This window comes from Ancylobacter polymorphus (genome assembly GCF_030813495.1).
GTDB classification, from domain to species: Bacteria; Pseudomonadota; Alphaproteobacteria; order Rhizobiales; family Xanthobacteraceae; genus Ancylobacter; species Ancylobacter polymorphus.
The window spans coordinates 314,751-331,189 of sequence record NZ_JAUSUI010000003.1 but is presented as its reverse complement, the minus strand read 5'-3'; the positions used below and the strand labels follow the sequence as shown (position 1 = coordinate 331,189).

Genomic DNA, 16,439 nt, shown 5'->3' with positions numbered 1-16,439 from the left:
TTCCAAGCCGCGCGATCACATTCGCGCGGCTGCCGGAACATCATACTCCCTGGCGCCGCCCTGTGAAACCGGCCCGCCTTTTCCGCGCGCAACCGCGCGGAGACGCGCCGTCAGGCGTTCTTCACCATGACATGGCGGACCACCGTGTAGTCTTCCAGCGCATAGGCGCTGAGATCCTTGCCATAGCCGGACTGCTTGAGGCCGCCATGCGGCATCTCGCTCACCAGCATGAAATGGCAGTTCACCCAGGTGCAGCCATATTGCAGGCGCGAAGCGGTGGCCATGCCGCGGCCGACATCGCGCGTCCACACCGAGGAGGCGAGGCCGTAATCGCTGTCATTGGCCCAGCCCACCGCCTCGTCGACATCGCTGAAGCGCGTCACCGACACGACCGGACCGAACACTTCGCGACGGACGATTTCGTCCGACTGCAGCGCGCCGGCGACGACGGTCGGCTCATAGAAGAAGCCCTTGCCGGTGCCCTCCCCGCCGGCGAGCTTGCCGCCGGTGGCGATTTCGATGTGGTTGAGTTCCGAGGCGCGCTCGACGAAGGAGGCGACGCGGGCCCGCTGGCGGGCGGAGATCAGCGGGCCGATATCGTTCGCGCTGTCGTCCGCCTGGCCGAATTTGAGCCCGGAGACGGCGGAGGAGAGGTCCGCCACCAGCTTCTCATAGACCTTGGACCCCGCATAGATGCGGCAGGCGGCGGTGCAGTCCTGGCCGGCATTGTAATAGCCGAACACCTTCACCCCCTCGACCACGGCGTCGATGTCGGCATCGTCGAACACGATCACCGGCGCCTTGCCGCCGAGTTCCAGATGGGTGCGCTTCACCGTCTTGGCGGCGGCGGTCAGCACCTTCTTGCCGGTGGCGATGTCGCCGGTGAGCGAGACCATCGCCACTTTGGGATGGTGGATCAGCGCATTGCCGACGCTCTCGCCGCGCCCGACCACGACATTCACCACGCCTTCGGGGAACAGATCGGCGATGATCCTCGCCAGTTTCAGCAGCGTCAGCGGCGTCTGCTCGGAAGGCTTGATCACCACCGTATTGCCGCCCGCCAGCGCCGGCGCCAGCTTCCACGCCGCCATCATCAGCGGGTAGTTCCACGGCGCGATCGAGGCGACGACGCCGATCGGGTCGCGGCGGATCATCGAGGTGTGACCGGCGAGATATTCGCCCGCCACCATGCCGTGCTGGGTGCGCGCCGCGCCGGCGAAGAAGCGGAAGCAGTCGACCACGCCGGGCAACTCGTCATTGAGCACCGCATGGCGGGGCTTGCCGCAGTTCAGCGCCTCCAGCGTGGCGAAGGATTCCGCTTCCGCTTCAATGCGGTCGGCAAGCTTGAGCAGAAGCGTGGCGCGTTCGGCCGGCGTGGTGCGCGACCAGGTGCGGAAGGCTTTGTCCGCCGCGTTCACCGCCGCATCGATCTGGTCGATCGAGGCCTCCGGCAGGTCGAGCAGCGTCTCCTCGGTCTTCGGGTTCAGCACCGTTTCCGGCGTTTCCGTGCCGGCGACGAAGGCGGAGCCGATGAGCATCTGGGTGTCGGAAAGGGCAGTCATGGGCGTCTCCTATTTTCCCGAGCCGGCCACCGCCTCGCCATGGCGGGTGAGGTAATAGGCGGCGAGGATGGGCAGGAAGGTCACGAGGATCACGAGCACGGCGACGACATTGGTGACGGGCCGCTGCCGTGGGCGGATGAGCTCGGACAGCATCCATATCGGCAAGGTCGATTGCTGGCCGGCGGTGAAGGTTGTGACGATGACCTCGTCGAAGCTCAGCGCGAAGGCGAGCATGCCGCCCGCCAGCAGTGCCGTGCCGATATTGGGCAGAATGACGAGCCGGAAGGTCTGGAACGCATCGGCGCCGAGATCCATCGACGCCTCGATCAGCGAGGGCGAGAGCCGCCGCAGCCGCGCCACCGCATTGTTGTAGACCACGACGATGCAGAAGGTGGCGTGGCCGAGAACGATGGTCCAGACGGAGAAGGGTATCTCCATCAGCCCGAAGGCCTGGCGCAGCGCGATGCCGGTGACGATGCCCGGCAGGGCGATGGGCAGCACGAACAGCAGCGAAATCGGCTCGCGGCCGAAGAAGCGCGCCCGCGCCAGCGCCCCGGCCGCCAGCGTGCCGAGCACCAGCGCCAGCAGCGTGGCGATGCTCGCCACCTTCAGCGACAGCCCCACCGCCGCCCAGATATCGGCCCGCCCCCACACCACGCCGAACCATTTCAGCGTGAAGCCGGGCGGGGGAAAGGCGTAGCTCTTCTCTTCCGTGGTGAAGCAGTAGAGCAGGATGAACAGCAGCGGGACGTGCAGGAAGGCCAGCCCGCCAAGGGCGGCGATCTTCAGGGAGAGCGGGGCGCGGGTCATGCGGTCCTCCCGGCCTCGATCGCCCCCTCATCCTCGGGCTTGACCCGGGGACCCAGATTGGCAGGCGCAGCTCCCGGCCCTCTGGGTGCCCGGGTCAAGCCCGGGCATGAGGGTGTTGCCAACCGGGCATCCGCGTCACAGCGCATCGAACGCTCCCGTGCGCTTGGCGAGGGTGAGAAAAATCGCCATGACCAGGATCGGCACCAGCGAGAAGGCCGCCGCCAGCGGGATGTTTCCGGCGGTGCCCTGCAGCGTGTACACCGCTTGCCCCAGCACCAGCGCCGAGGTGCCGATGATCTGCGGCACGATGTAGTCGCCCAGCGTCAGCGAGAAGGTGAAGATCGCCCCCGCCACCACGCCCGGCATGGCCAGCGGCAGGATGATGGTGCGGAAGACCAGCGCCGGCGCCGCACCGAGATCACCGGCCGCTTCAATGAGATGCGGCGGCACACGCTCCAGCGCCGCCTGGACGGGCAGGATCATGAAGGGCAGCCAGAGATAGGTGAAGGTCAGCACCATGCCGGTATAGCTGACCGAGAGCGAGGGCCCGCCGACCAGCGGCAGCGCCAGCCACGCCTCCAGCGCGCCGCCGAGGCCGAGCTTGGCCGCGAACCAGCCGATGGCGCCCTCCTTGGCCAGCAGCAGTTTCCAGCCATAGACCTTGACCAGATAGCTCGACCACAGCGGCATCATGACCGCGAGATAGAATGCCGCCTTCACCTTCGGCCCGGCATAGCGGGCGGCGTAATAGGCGATGGGAAAGGCGATGATCGCGCACAGCCCGGTCACCGCGGCGGAAATGCCGACCGTTCGCAGCAGAATGTCGAGATTGGCCGGGCGGAAGAGTTCGAGCAGCGTCGCGGTGGTCGGCTCGCGGACGATGGTGCCTGAGAACTCGTCGATCGAGAAAACCGATTGCGCGAGGAAGACGAACAGGCTGCCGAGATAGACGAGGCCCAGCCACAGGAGCGGCGGCACCAGCAGCAGCAGCGTCAGCAGCCGGCCGCGCCGCACCAGCACGTCCGACGCACGTCGGAGCACGCCCTCGCGCGGGGCGGGAAGATCGAGGCTGAGGCTCATTGCTCGCCCTCCATCGCCCGCACCGCCCCGGCGGGCACGGCGAAGCGGATATCGGCACCCGCCATCACCCCCGCCGCGGTGGCGGGAACAGCGGCGGTGAGGGCGAGCCCCTGCCCCGTGCGGGCGCTGATCCGGCGCACCGGGCCCTGATAGGAAATGTCGGTGACGCGCGCGTCCACCACCGCCGCGCCCTCGGGCACCGGCGCGCCGGGCGCGAGCAGCAGGATCTTCTCCGGCCGCAGGCTGCAGGGCCGCGCCGGGCCGCCCAGCGCCTGCGCCTCACGTGCCTCCAGCACATTGGCCGAGCCGACGAAACGGGCGACGAAACGGGTCGCCGGCTGTTCGTACACCTCTTCCGGCGGCCCGACCTGCACGATCCGCCCCTCATTGAACACGGCGACGCGGTCGGCCATGGACAGCGCCTCGCTCTGGTCATGGGTGACGAAGACGAAGGTGAGGCCGAGCGCGCGCTGCAAGCCCTTCAGTTCGCTCTGCATTTCCTCGCGCAGCTTGAGGTCGAGCGCGCCCAGCGGCTCGTCGAGCAGCAGCACTTTCGGCCGCACCACCAGCGCGCGGGCCAAGGCGACGCGCTGGCGCTGGCCGCCGGAGAGCTGGGCGGGGCGGCGCGTTTCCATGCCGGCGAGCTTGACGAGGGAGAGCGCCTCGCGCGCCAGCCGCTCGCGCTCGGCCCGGCCGACGCCGCGCACGCGCAGCCCATAGGCGACATTCTCGCCCACAGAGAGGTGCGGAAACAGCGCGTAGTCCTGAAACACCGTGTTCACCGCCCGCCGATAGGGCGGCAGGCCTTCCACCGTCTCGCCGAAAATCTCGATATGGCCGTCATCCGGCTGCTCGAAGCCGGCGATGAGGCGCAGGCAGGTGGTCTTGCCGGAACCGGAAGGGCCGAGCATGGCGAAGAACTCGCCCGGCGCGATGGAAAGATCGACCCCGTCAACCGCGCGCACCGCGCCGAAATGCCTGACAACACGGGCAAATCGGACAGCCGGCAAAGCGAGCGGGGCGGCGTGAGCGTGCATGAGGAAATCCGGGGGCCGTTAGGAAGACTGGAAACAGGGCGCTGCGCGCGTTCTGTGTTTGGGTTCCTCCCCGCACTCCCTCATGGCCGGGCTTGACCCGACCTCCCAGGATACGGGGACCAACCGGCGGCGGAGCTGGGTCCCCGGGTCAAGCCCGGGGATGAGGACATCGGGCACGTTGCGACGCGGGTCTCGCACGATGCGCGCGGGCGCTTGCCGATGATCCCTCAACGCCCGGGCTTTCGCCCGGGCACCTCAGGACTGCGTTGTGTGACGCGGCGCGTTACCGCCCGCCGAGCACGGCGATATAGTCCGACACCCAGCGGTAATAGGGCACGCAACCTTCCGCCTGGGTGGCGCATTTGGCCACCGGCGTGCGCCAGAAATGGATGCGCTCGAACTCGTCCATGCCGTTGGTCTTGCAGCCCTCGGCACCGAGAAGTTCATTGCCCTTGCAGGCGGCGGGAACGGCGGGCACCGAGCCGAACCAGGAGGCGAGATCGCCCTGCACCTTGGGGCTCAGCGAATGCTCCATCCACATATAGGCGCAGTTCGGGTGGGCGGCGTCGGCATGCATCATGGTGGTGTCGGCCCAGCCGGTGGCGCCTTCGCTGGGAATGGTGGAGGCGATCGGCTTCTTCTGGCTTTGCAGCAGGTTCACCTGGAACGGCCAGGAAGAGGAGGCAACGACGCCTTCATTGGTGAAGTCGTCAACCTGGATCATCGCGTCGTGCCAGTAGCGCTGCACGATCTTGCGCTGCTCGCGCAGCAGGTCGAGCGCGGCCTTGTACTGCGCCTCGGTCAGCTCATAGGGGTCCTTGATGCCGAGCTCGGGCTTATGGGCCATCAGATAGAGCGCGGCGTCGGCGATGTAGATCGGCCCGTCAAACGCCTGGACGCGGCCCTTGTTCGACTTGCCGTCGGGCAGCGTCTGTTCCTCGAACACCACCTTCCAGCTCTTCGGCGCCTGGCCCTTGAACGCTTCCGTGTTGTACATCAACACATTGGAACCCCACTGGTAGGGCGCGCCGTAATGCACGCCATTGACGGTGTGCCAGGGCGCGTTCTGCAGCCGCTCGTCCACCGTGCCCCAGCTCGGGATCAGCTTGGTGTTGATGGGGGCGACCTTCTTGCCGGCGATGAGGCGCAGCGAGGCGTCGCCGGAGGCGGTGACAAGGTCGAAGCCGCCCTCATTCATCAGCGCGACCATCTCATCGGAAGTACCGGCGGTCTTCACATTGACCTTGCAGCCGGTCTTCTTCTCGAAATCGGTGACCCAGTCATAGGCCTTGTCGGTGTCGCCGCGCTCGATATAGCCGGCCCAGGCGACGATATCGACCTGCCCTTCGCCCTTGCCGACGGCGGTCATTTCCGCAGCGAAAACAGGGTTCAAGGCGAGAGAGGCGCTGGCGGCGAGCGCCGGCAGACGCAGATAATGGGAGAGTTTCGGCATATCTGTTTCCCTCTGTTCTGCGGGCGCTTGCGGCCCTTTGGCTTGAGTGTGACGCTGCGTCCTGCCCCGCGCCACACCAAAGATCAGAACGGTAATATCGGAAAAAACGATGAGTAACAGATGAGCACGGTTCTGCCGTGAGGCCGGACAATTCGATGAGGCGGCAGCGGGGGGTTAGCGGGTTGAGCCGCGCGGCAGGCGCCTGACCTTCCCTGCCCGGATCACCCGTGTCCCCGCCCATCGCATGCCGTTGTGTCCCGTCAGCCCGGACGGTCCGCAGAACCGATCCGGGATCGCGTGACGGTTGGGGTGGCCACCCAGCCTTGAAACCGGGCACGGGCGGTGGGGCTGGGTCCCCAGGTCACGCCCAGGGATGAGCACGCACGGCGCACGAGGCTTCCGCCATCTCTACGGCGCCCTCAACACCCCTGCGCCCTCAGGACCGGGCTTGACCCGGCCACCCAGCCTTGAAATCGCGCGGGCGGTGGGGCTGGGTCCCCGGGTCACGCCCCGGGGATGAGGGCACGCAGGGCGCACGAGGCTTCGGCCATCTCTACGGCGCCCTCTCTTCATTCACACCCCCCATGGCCGGGCTTGACCCGGCCACCCAGCCTTGGAAACCGGGCGCGGGCGGTGGGGCTGGGTCCCCGGGTCACGCCCGGGGATGAGGGCACGCAGGGCGCTCGAGGCTTCGGCCATCTCTACGGCGCCCTCTCATCATTCACACCCCTCATGGCCGGGCCTGACCCGGCCACCCAGCCTTGAAACCGGGCACGGGCGGTGGGGCTGGGTCCCCGGGTCACGCCCGGGGATGCGGAAGGTTGCAGCGCGGCACCCGCCCGGGGATGAGGGACGCGTCAGCAGGGCGGCGGCCGGTCCCCTGTGCCCTGGATCGGCGCCGCGCTGCGCTTCGGCCGGGATGACGATCGTGGCGGGGCCCCTCCGGCGTCGATCGCGGACGGCCGGCGATCCCCTCCACCACCGCACCCCTCCCGTCCGGCCGTGCGATCTGCTAGACCTGCCCGCCCCTGATAGAGACCCCCGCCGAGCCTCCCAACCGAGCCTTCTCTGCCGAGACCCCCGCCGATGGCCCGCCTGCGTTCCTCCATCTTCCTCGTGCTGCTGGTTCTGTGGACGGCGCTGCTGGCGCTCACCATTCCCTATTTCGCATGGCTCGACCGGCCGACCGCCACTCGCCGTTTCTCCCGCTTCTGGGCCGGCGGTGTCATGGCGATCCTGCGCCTCGTCGGGCTCGCCTACCGCACCATCGGCGAAGAAAACCGCCCGCCCGAGCCGGCGCTCTATGTCGGCAACCACCAATCCGCCTTCGAGACCATCGCCGCCGCCGTGCTCATTCCCGATGTCGCCATCGTGCTGAAGGAGGAGCTGTACCGCATCCCGGTGTTCGGCTGGTTCCTCAAGCGCTCGCCGATGATCGCCATCGACCGTGCGGGCGGCGCTTCCTCGGTGAAGAAGATGTTCCGCGAAGGCCGCGAGGCCAGCGAGGCCGGGCGCAATCTGCTGATCTTCCCCGAAGGCACCCGCCGCGCCGTGGACGAGCGGGCGGAGTTCCATCGCGGCGTGCTGCTGCTCTACAAGGCGCTGGATTTGCCGGTCGTGCCGGTCGTCAACAATGCCGGCCTGTACTGGCCGGCGCGCAGCTTCAGCATCCGGCCGGGTACCATCACCGTCTCCTACCTGCCGCCCATCCCCCCCGGCCTGCCGGACAAGGAGTTCATGGCCCGGCTCACCGAGGCGATCTATGAGGAGCGCGACCGGCTGGTGGCGCAGGAGCGAGGGCAGTCATGAGCGCGGCGGGCACAAGCGAGGCGGGCACAAGCAAGGCGGGCATCGTCATTGTCGGGGCAGGCCAAGGTGGCTTCCAGGCGGCGGCCTCGCTGCGGGAAGCCGGCTATGAGGGCCGGCTCGTTCTGGTCGGCGACGAGCCGGGCCTGCCCTATCAGCGCCCGCCGCTGTCCAAGGCCTATATGAAGGGCGAGGCCGGCATCGAGCAGATCGAGCTGCGCGCCGGCGCCTTCTATGTCGACCACCGCATCGAACTGGTGAATGCCCGCGCCACCGCCATCGACCGCGCCGGCCGGCGCCTGGTGCTGGAGGGCGGCGAGGCGCTGCCCTATGCCCATCTCATCCTCGCCACCGGCGCCCGCAACCGGCCGCTCCCCGTGCCGGGGCACGATCTCGCCGGCGTGTATTATCTGCGCACCCGGGCGGACGCCGACGCGCTCAAGGACCGGCTCGCCGCCGCCCGCCGCGTGGTGGTGATCGGCGCCGGCTTCATCGGGCTGGAATTCGCCGCCGTCGCCCGCGCGCTCGGCCATGAGGTGACGGTGCTGGAAGGCGCCAGCCGCGTGCTGGCCCGCGCCGTCTCGCCCGAAATGTCGGCCTTCTTCGCCAGCGCCCATGCCGCCATGGGCACCGATCTCGTGCTCGGCGCCGGGGTGATCGGGCTGGAGGGCGAGGGCGGCCACGTCACCGGCGTCAGAACCGGCAACGGCACGGTCTACCCCGCCGATTTCGTGCTGGTCGGCATCGGCGTGGTGCCGAATGTCGAACTCGCGGCCGAGGCCGGGCTGGAGGTGGCGAACGGCATCGTCGTCGACGCCCATCTCGCCACCATGGATCCCGCCATCTCCGCCCTGGGCGATGCCGTGGCCTATCCCAGCCGGTTCGCCGCCGGTTCTGTGCGGCTGGAATCGGTGCAGAACGCCGCCGATCAGGCGCGCAGCCTCGCCCATCGCCTCACCGGCAAGGGCACGCCGTTCGACGCCGTGCCGTGGTTCTGGAGTGACCAGGCCGATCTCAAGCTGCAGATCGTCGGCCTCGCCGCCGCCACCGACAGCGCGGTACTGCGCGGCGACCCCGCCTCGCGCCGCTTCTCGGTGTTCCGCTTCCGCGACGGTGTGCTCACCGCCATCGAGAGCGTGAACCGCCCGGCCGACCACATGCTCGGCCGCCGCCTGCTCGCCGGCACCCCGGCGATCACCCCGGAACAGGCGGGCGACGAGGGCTTCGAGTTGAAGTCCCTGCTGGCGAAATAGGCGCGGCCGGCCGCTTCGGTCTCATCGTCCACCTCATCGGCCTCATCGGCCAGTGGAAAAGCGGCACTTGGCGGGGCGAAATCGGGCGCCTACTCTCGCGTTTGGTCCCCCTCCCTGCGGAGTTCCGATGGCCTTTTCGCTGCGCCAGCTCCAGTATTTCGTGGCGGTGGCAGAGAACGGCTCCGTCTCCTCCGCCGCGCACGCCTTGTCGATCTCGCAGTCGACGGTGACGGAATCGCTGCGCGAACTGGAACTTGACCTTGGTTTCAAGCTGCTGGAACGCCACGCGCGCGGCGTTGATCTCACCCTCAAGGGCCATCATTTCCTGCGCCATGCGCGCAAAATACTTGGCGATGTCGCCGATGCGCGGCGGGCGCTGGCCGGGCCGGAAACGGCGGCGCTGACCGGCCGGCTGGCGGTGGGGGTGACGCCGCTGGTCGCCGGCTACATCTATTCCGACCTCATCGCCCGCTTCCGCCGCGCCTTCCCCGGCGTCGCCGTGGAAGCCGTTGAAGATGCTGGAGATTATCTCGAACATCTGCTGGTGGGCGGCGAGCTCGATGTCGCGGTCATGGTGCTGCCGCCCGGCCGGCATTCGGCGGCGCTGCAGACGGAAACCGTGGAAGTCTCGCCCTATCGCGTGTGGATGCCGCTCGGCCACCCCGCGCTGGTGGAGGAGCGGGTGAGTCTGCGCGCCTTCAGCGAGGAGCCGCATGTGCTTCTCGCCATTGACGAAATCGCCGAGGCCTCGGAGATCGTCTGGCGCCGGCTCGGCATCCGCCCGCCGGTGGCGTTCCGCACCCGCTCGGTGGAGGCGGTGCGCTCGCTGGTGGCGACCGGCGCCGGCGTGGCGGTGCTGCCGGACCTCACCTACCGCCCCTGGTCGCTGGAAGGCGACAAGATCGAGGCGCGCACGCTGATCGACACGGTGCCGGCGGTGGAGGTGGCCACCGCCTGGCGCCGCGGCTCGCCGCTTTCCCCCGCCGCCGCCGGCTTTGTCGCCATCGCCGCCACCCGCACCCGCTCCGCGCCGCACGCCCGAGGGTGACGCGCGAGGTCGTGCCACGCTCACCCATTTCCCCCGGGGGCCGGAGCGGGTTCCAGAAGGGCAAAGGCGTTGACATCGAACAGGCCGACATCGGTGATCTTCAGATGCGGAATGACCGGCAGCGGCAGGAACGCGACCTGCAGAAACGGCTCGGCCAGCTTGACGCCCAGCGCCTTCGCCGCCGCGCGCAGCGGGATCAGCGCGTCGTGTACGTCCTCGAACGTGGTGTCCGCCATCAGCCCGGCGACGGGCAAAGCGAGTTCGGCCGTCACCTCCCCGCCATCGGCCACCGCGAAGCCGCCGCGCATTTCGATGAGCCGGTTCACCGCCAGCGCCATGTCGGCCTCGTCGACGCCGACGACGGTGATGTTGTGGCTGTCATGCCCGACCGAGGAGGCGATGGCGCCGCGCTTCATGCCGAAGCCATGGACGAAGCCGCGGCCGATATTGCCGTTGCGCCCGTGCCGCTCGACGACGCAGACCTTCACCGCGTCCTTCTCCAGATCGGCCCGCTTCTCGCCGTCGATCAGGTCCAGGTCAAGCCGGATATCCTCGGTGATGATGCGGCCGGGCACCACGCCGATGACACGGGTGGCACTTTCCGAGGCCGGGATGCGGAAATCCTCCGCCGTCACGGGCCGCGCCTTTACCGAATCCATGCCGACCGGGGCGACATGGCCACGCGCGGCGAACAGTTCCGGCGTCACCAGCCGGCCGGCTGATATGACCTGGCGCACCGAACAGGCTTCCAGATTATCCACGAGCACGATGTCGGCGCGCCGTCCCGGCGCGATGAGGCCGCGATCGGTGAGGCCGAAGGCATTGGCCGCCGACCAGCTCGCCACCCGGTAGACATGGTGCAGCGGCGCGCCGTGGCGGATGGCCTCGGCGATCATGTAGTCGAGATGGCCCTCCTCGGCGATGTCGAGCGGGTTGCGGTCATCGGTGCAGAAGGCGAGGAATGCCGAAGTATCGGCGGAAATGAGCGGGATCAGCGCGTGCAGGTCTTTGGAGACCGAGCCCTCGCGGATGAGGACGGACATGCCCTTCATCAGCTTCTCGCGCGCCTCCTCCAGTCCCGTCGCCTCATGCTCGGTGCGGATGCCGGCGGCGATGTAGCCGTTGAGGTCGCGCCCGCGCAGCAGCGGCGCATGGCCGTCGATGTGCCCGTCGGAGAAGAGGGAGAGCTTTGCGAGGCACCCCTCATCGGCGAACAGCACGCCGGGGAAGTTCATGAATTCGGCGAGGCCGATGCCGGATTCGTGGCCGCGCAGAAGCGCGAGATCGGGCGCGGCGAGTTCAGCGCCGGCGGTCTCGAAGGAGGTGGCGGGCACGCAGGAGGAAAGCTGGACCCGCAGGTCCATCACCATCTCCTCGGCGCAGCGCTGGAAATAGGCGATGCCCTCCGCGCCCAGCACATTGGCGATCTCATGCGGGTCGCAGATCGCCGTGGTGACGCCGTGCGGCAGCACGCAGCGGTCGAATTCCAGCGGCGTGACCAATGAGGATTCGACATGCAGATGGGTGTCGATGAAGCCCGGCACGGCGAACAGACCGGCGCCGTCGATTTCCTGCGCGCCGCTGTACTCGCCATAGGTGCCGACGATGCGTTCGCCCACCATGGCGATGTCGGTGCGGGTGAGCGCGCCGGTGATGACGTCCAGCAACTGGACGCCCTTGATCACGAGATCCGCCGGCGCGGTGCCGCGGCCGGCCTCGATGAAGCGGGCGATTTCGGCCGGGCTGCGGGCGGTCATGGTATCACTCCTTCCAGGCGCTGGCCGTGTCGAGCCGCGCCATGTCCGCGCCGGTGAGGGCGAGATCAACGCTGGCGATGAGATCGGCAAGCTGTTCCACCCGCGAGGCGCTGGCGATGGGGGCGGTGATGCTGGGCCGCGCCATCACCCAGGCGAGCGCCACCTGGGTCGGGGTCGCGCCATGGGCGGCGGCGACCTCGTCCAGCGCGGCGAGGATACGCTCCCCGCGCGGGTTGAGATATTTCGCCACCAGTTCGCCCCCGCGCACGCTTTTGTCGGCATCGGCGGCGCTGCGGTACTTGCCGGTGAGGAAGCCGGCGGCGAGCGAGAAATAGGGGATGACGCCGAGGCCGTTGGCGGCGCACACCGCCTCGACATCCGCCTCATAGCCGGCGCGCTCGCACAGATTATATTCCGGCTGCAGCGTCTCATAGCGCGGCAGCTTCTCGCGCGTCGACACGGCCAGCGCCTCGAACAGACGCGGCGCAGTGAGGTTGGAGGCGCCGATGATCCGCACCTTGCCGGCGCGGACCAACTCGTCATAGGCACCCAGCACCTCTTCGAACGGGGTGTCCGGGTCGTCCCAATGCGATTGGTAGAGGTCGATATAGTCGGTCTGCAGGCGGGCCAGCGAGGCATCGACGGCGCTGCGGATATAGTCGGCCTGCAGGCACACCTTGCCCCGCCCCATGTCGCTGCCGACCTTGGTGGCGATGATGAGCCGGTCGCGATTGCCGCGCGCCTTCATCCACTTGCCGATGATGGTCTCGGATTCGCCGCCCTGATGGCCCTCGGCCCAGCGGGAATAGACATCAGCGGTGTCGATGAAGCACAGGCCGGCATCGAACAGCGCGTCGAGCAGGCGGAAGGAGGTGGGCTCGTCAGCGGTCCAGCCGAAGACATTGCCGCCGATGCACAGCGGCGGCACCAGAATATCCGAGCGTCCGAGGCGGCGCAGTTCCATTCGTCTCTCCTCCGGCGGTTGGGCGGAAGGGGTGCCGCGAACGGCTCAGGGCTCATCGGCCCCGGCGCGCGCCGCCCCGATGTTGCAATGCGGGATCGCTAGAGTGCGATCCGATCAGATTGAACCAGGCTGATCGGTAAATCGCCCTCTAACTCTAAGATAGAGAACGCGTTGTCCGATCAGCTTGCGATGCAAGCTGATCGGCGCGTGCTCTAGAACCCGTCCTCGTCAAGCGAACCGACCTCGATCAGTTCCACCTGCTCGCGCTGGCACACATTGCGCAGTTCGGGCGATGATACGGTGTCGGTGACGAAGGTGTCGACCTCCGACATGGAGCCGATGCGGACCGGCGCCGTGCGCTCCAGCTTGGAGCGGTCGGCCACCAGAATGATCTGGCGGGCATTGTCGATGATGGCGCGGGCGACCTGCACCTCGCGATAGTCGAAATCGAGCAGCGTGCCGTCTTCCTCGATCGCCGAGGCGCCGATGACGGCGTAGTCGACGCGGAACTGGCGGACGAAATCCACCGCCGCCGAGCCGATCACCGCCCCGTCGGCCTGACGCACCGGGCCGCCGGCCATGATCAGCTCGATGCGGGGATGGCGGTAGAGTAGCGTCGCCACGTTGAGGTTGTTGGTGATGACCAGGAGGTCCTCATGGTCGGACAGGGCGCGGGCGACCTCTTCCGTGGTGGTGCCGATATTGATGAACAGCGAGGCGCGGTTGGGCACCATGCTGGCGGCGGCTTCGGCGATGGCGCGCTTGGCGCCCTGCGCCATGGCGCGGCGTGCCTCATAGGCGAGGTTCTCGACGCCGGAGGCGACGACGGCGCCGCCATGCACGCGCGACATCAGCCGCCGCACGCACAGATCGTTGAGATCCTTGCGGATGGTCTGGGGCGAGACATCGAAACGGCCGGCGAGGTCTTCCACGCTCACGCGGCCCTGGGCGCGCGCGAGGCCGAGAATGTCCTGCTGGCGTGAGGAGATCGCGTTCATGCGGCCAACGGCCTTTCTCCCGAAATGGACGACCGTCTTCTGCGGACGATTCGAACCGCATCCTGCACAAGGAGGCCCGGCGCCGCAAACGCCTGTTTAGAGGCGCTGCAACATGAGCACGCTGGCGAGCCCGCCCGCCGCCGCGATGGCGGAAAGGCCGAGCGCGCCCGGCGCCTCCCGGGCCAGCTCATGGAACTGGCGCACGGCGAGAATAGCGCCGGACGCGCCGATGGGATGGCCGCGCGCCAGCGCCCCGCCGCCGCGATTGATGGCGGTGGGATCGAGGCCGTTGTGCCGGCAATTCGCCAGCGCCTGCCCGGCGGAGGCTTCCATCAGCTCGACGACCGGAATCTGTGCCCAGTCGAGTATATGCCCGTAGAGGTCGAGACGATCGAGATCCATGACGCAGGTTTCGCGGGAGCTTTGCGCCAGGGCGTAATTCAGCGCCTCCGGCGGGTTGTCCGCGGCCGCCCCGAAGGATTGGGCGAAGAACACCTCTGCCACCGGATGGCCGCCCTGCCGACGCCGGTCCGCCCAGCCCTCCGAGCCGACCAGCACGACGGCGGCGGCGTCCGCCTCCACCGCCACGCCGGCCGCGTCGAGTTCGCTCTCGCCGTCGCGGTGGAGCACCGGGGCGCGGGCGCACAGAGCCGGGGTCAGCGCGCGGGTGAAACGGTCGAAAGCAAGGCCCGCCACCGGCACGATCTCGGCTTCCAGCCGCGCCCGCGCCGCGAGCGCCTTGGCGTGGCTCGCCATGGCGAATTCCGCCTGCCGCTCGCGGCTGTAGCCCTTCGCCGCGCGGGCCAGCACCTCGATCATGTCAGGATCGCGCGCCGGCCACGGGGTGAAGCGCGGGCGGTCGTAGAACTGCGGCGCCTCGCCCTTGGCCTTCGGCCGCACGGCGCGCAGGGGGGAGCGGCTGAAGCTCTCCACCCCGCCGGCGAGAACGAGACGCGCCACACCCGACTGCACGAGGCAGGCGGCCAGCTGGATGGCGTCGAGCCCGGAGCAGCATTGCGTATCGACGGTCAGCGCCGGCACGTATTCGGAGAAGCCGGCGGCGAGCGCGGCGAGCCGGGCGACATTGCCGCCGCCGGACAGCGCATTGCCGAGAATGACGTAATCGAGCTCGCCCGGCGCCACGCACATCTCATCAAGGCAGGCGCGCAGCACCGGGGCGGCGAGATCGTGCGCCTCCACTGCGCGGAAGGCGCCGCCGCGTGGGGCCACCGCCGTGCGGCGGGCGGCGAGGATAAAGGCGGGGTTCATCGCGTGAATTTCTCCCGCGCGACGGCTTCCAGCGCCCGCAAATCCGCCTTGCCGCCCGATGTGCGCGGCCACTCCTCCAGCCTGAGAAAGCGGCGCGGGATCTTCGCCGCCGGCAGCAGCGCCCGGCAGGCGGCGCGCAGGGCGGGCTCGTCAAACGTGCCGCGCAGCACGGCCACAAGCTCCACGCCGCGCAAAGAATCCGGCAGGCCGAAGACGGCGGCCTCCGCGATGCCGGGCAGGCTGACGAGCACGCTCTCCACCTCCTCGGGATAGACGTTGAGGCCTGACGTGACGAGCATGCGCTTTTCCCGCCCATGCAGATAGAGAAAGCCGGCCTCGTCCAGCCGCCCATGGTCGCCAATGGTGAGGAAACCGCCTTCGCGGCGGGTTTCCGGGGCATGGCCGCAGGCGTAATCATCGAACAGCATCGTGCTTTTGACCCAAATCGCCCCCGCCTCCCCGGCCGGGAGGTCGCGCCCGGCGGCGTCGCGGATGCGCAGGGTGACACCCGGCGCGGCGCGGCCGACCGAGCCGGCGGGCACGGCCTCATTGGGGTGCGCGAGGGTGATGAAGCTGGTTTCCGAGGCGCCGTAGAATTCGGCGATGCCAGCCTTGGGGAACAGCGCCAATGTGGCTGCCCGTGTTTCCGCCCGCCATTTGGCGCCGGAAATCAGGATGAGGCGGACGGTTGGCAAACGCTCGCCGCCTCCCGCCTCGATCAGCATCTGCAGCTGCGTCGGCGTGGCGTAGATTGCGGTGACGCCGTGGCGGGCGATGAGCCGCAGCGCCCGGCGGGGGTGGAACTGGCGCATCATCACCGCTGTCGCGCCGCCGTGCAGCGCGTGGACGACGCCATAGAGATGCAGCGACGCCGCCAACCCGCCCGGCGCGAGCACGACATCCTGTTCGCCGAGGCCGAACGCCGCCGCGCTCACCTTGAAGCTGTCGATCCAGGAGCGGTGGCTGCGCCGATAGCCCTTCGGCAGCCCGGTCGAACCGGAGGTGAAGCCGACATAGAAGGGCGCGTCCGGCGCGGGGGGCGGCGGGAACGGGGCGGGCGTGGACAAGGCGAGGTCTGGCAGCGTTTCCAGCGTGATCGCCGGGGCCAGCGCGGCATCGATGGCGGCGCGGTAGGGCGCGGGCCAGGCGGGATCGTACACCAGCGCCTGCCGGCCGCCGATGGCGCAGGCGAAGAAGGCGTCCACCAGTTCCGGCCCATTGCCCAGGGCAAGGGCGATGGGCGCGCCCGGCGCGCTGCGCTGGGCCAGAAGCGCGGCCCGCGTGGCGATGCGGGCGGTAAGCATTTCGCGCGTCAGCACGGTGTCGTCGCAGACCAGCGCCGGCCGTGTGGGTTCCGCCGCTGCGAGGGCGGGCAGGCCGGCGCCGATGGTGCGGGTCATCG

Annotated in this window: 13 protein-coding genes; 3 read left to right on the top strand and 10 right to left on the bottom strand. The window is 68.8% G+C overall.

Going from position 1 to position 16,439, the window contains the following annotated elements:
* Positions 1-110: 110 nt before the first annotated feature.
* The 5 genes from J2S75_RS08875 to J2S75_RS08855 form a co-directional block, all read right to left on the bottom strand.
* Positions 111-1,562 (bottom strand): gamma-aminobutyraldehyde dehydrogenase, encoded by a 1,452-nt coding sequence (locus tag J2S75_RS08875; RefSeq protein ID WP_307019469.1) that lies wholly within the window; start codon positions 1,560-1,562, stop codon positions 111-113.
* Between the two features lie 9 nt (positions 1,563-1,571).
* A complete protein-coding gene (locus tag J2S75_RS08870) occupies positions 1,572-2,372 on the bottom strand; it encodes an ABC transporter permease (RefSeq protein WP_307019468.1) in 801 nt (266 codons plus the stop codon).
* A 135-nt stretch (positions 2,373-2,507) separates the two neighbouring features.
* Entirely contained in the window at positions 2,508-3,452 is a 945-nt protein-coding gene (locus tag J2S75_RS08865) for an ABC transporter permease (protein WP_307019467.1), read from the bottom strand.
* Complete coding sequence (locus J2S75_RS08860) at positions 3,449-4,489, bottom strand: ABC transporter ATP-binding protein (RefSeq protein ID WP_307019466.1); 1,041 nt, start codon at positions 4,487-4,489, stop codon at positions 3,449-3,451. Before J2S75_RS08860 ends, J2S75_RS08865 begins: the two co-directional genes overlap by 4 nt.
* A gap of 283 nt (positions 4,490-4,772) precedes the next feature.
* Positions 4,773-5,942, bottom strand: coding sequence for an ABC transporter substrate-binding protein (locus tag J2S75_RS08855; RefSeq protein WP_307019465.1), 1,170 nt, complete (start codon positions 5,940-5,942; stop codon positions 4,773-4,775).
* A 1,086-nt stretch (positions 5,943-7,028) separates the two neighbouring features.
* Between J2S75_RS08855 and J2S75_RS08850 the strand changes: the two genes are divergently transcribed.
* The 3 genes from J2S75_RS08850 to J2S75_RS08840 all read left to right on the top strand — a co-directional run bounded on the left by J2S75_RS08850 (position 7,029) and on the right by J2S75_RS08840 (position 10,049).
* Positions 7,029-7,751 (top strand): lysophospholipid acyltransferase family protein, encoded by a 723-nt coding sequence (locus J2S75_RS08850; protein ID WP_307019464.1) that lies wholly within the window; start codon positions 7,029-7,031, stop codon positions 7,749-7,751.
* Positions 7,748-9,001: an NAD(P)/FAD-dependent oxidoreductase gene (locus J2S75_RS08845; protein WP_307019463.1), complete on the top strand. Its 1,254-nt coding sequence runs from the start codon at positions 7,748-7,750 to the stop codon at positions 8,999-9,001. The genes J2S75_RS08850 and J2S75_RS08845 overlap by 4 nt, the downstream gene beginning before the upstream one ends.
* 127 nt (positions 9,002-9,128) lie before the next feature.
* A complete protein-coding gene (locus tag J2S75_RS08840; protein WP_307019462.1) occupies positions 9,129-10,049 on the top strand; it encodes a LysR substrate-binding domain-containing protein in 921 nt (306 codons plus the stop codon).
* Between the two features lie 20 nt (positions 10,050-10,069).
* Here J2S75_RS08840 and ade read toward each other — a convergent pair whose 3' ends face one another.
* From ade to J2S75_RS08815, 5 genes are all read right to left on the bottom strand, one after another.
* The gene (gene ade / locus J2S75_RS08835) at positions 10,070-11,806 is read right to left on the bottom strand and encodes an adenine deaminase (protein ID WP_307019461.1); all 1,737 of its coding nucleotides are present in this window, start codon (positions 11,804-11,806) and stop codon (positions 10,070-10,072) included.
* A gap of 4 nt (positions 11,807-11,810) precedes the next feature.
* Positions 11,811-12,770 (bottom strand): aldo/keto reductase, encoded by a 960-nt coding sequence (locus J2S75_RS08830; protein ID WP_307019460.1) that lies wholly within the window; start codon positions 12,768-12,770, stop codon positions 11,811-11,813.
* Positions 12,771-12,982: 212 nt separating this feature from the next.
* Positions 12,983-13,768, bottom strand: coding sequence for a DeoR/GlpR family DNA-binding transcription regulator (locus J2S75_RS08825; RefSeq protein ID WP_244378167.1), 786 nt, complete (start codon positions 13,766-13,768; stop codon positions 12,983-12,985).
* A gap of 96 nt (positions 13,769-13,864) precedes the next feature.
* Positions 13,865-15,037, bottom strand: coding sequence for a thiolase family protein (locus J2S75_RS08820; RefSeq protein WP_307019459.1), 1,173 nt, complete (start codon positions 15,035-15,037; stop codon positions 13,865-13,867).
* Positions 15,034-16,437, bottom strand: a complete 1,404-nt coding sequence (locus tag J2S75_RS08815) for a class I adenylate-forming enzyme family protein (RefSeq protein ID WP_307019458.1) — start codon at positions 16,435-16,437, stop codon at positions 15,034-15,036. Before J2S75_RS08815 ends, J2S75_RS08820 begins: the two co-directional genes overlap by 4 nt.
* Positions 16,438-16,439: the final 2 nt, after the last annotated feature.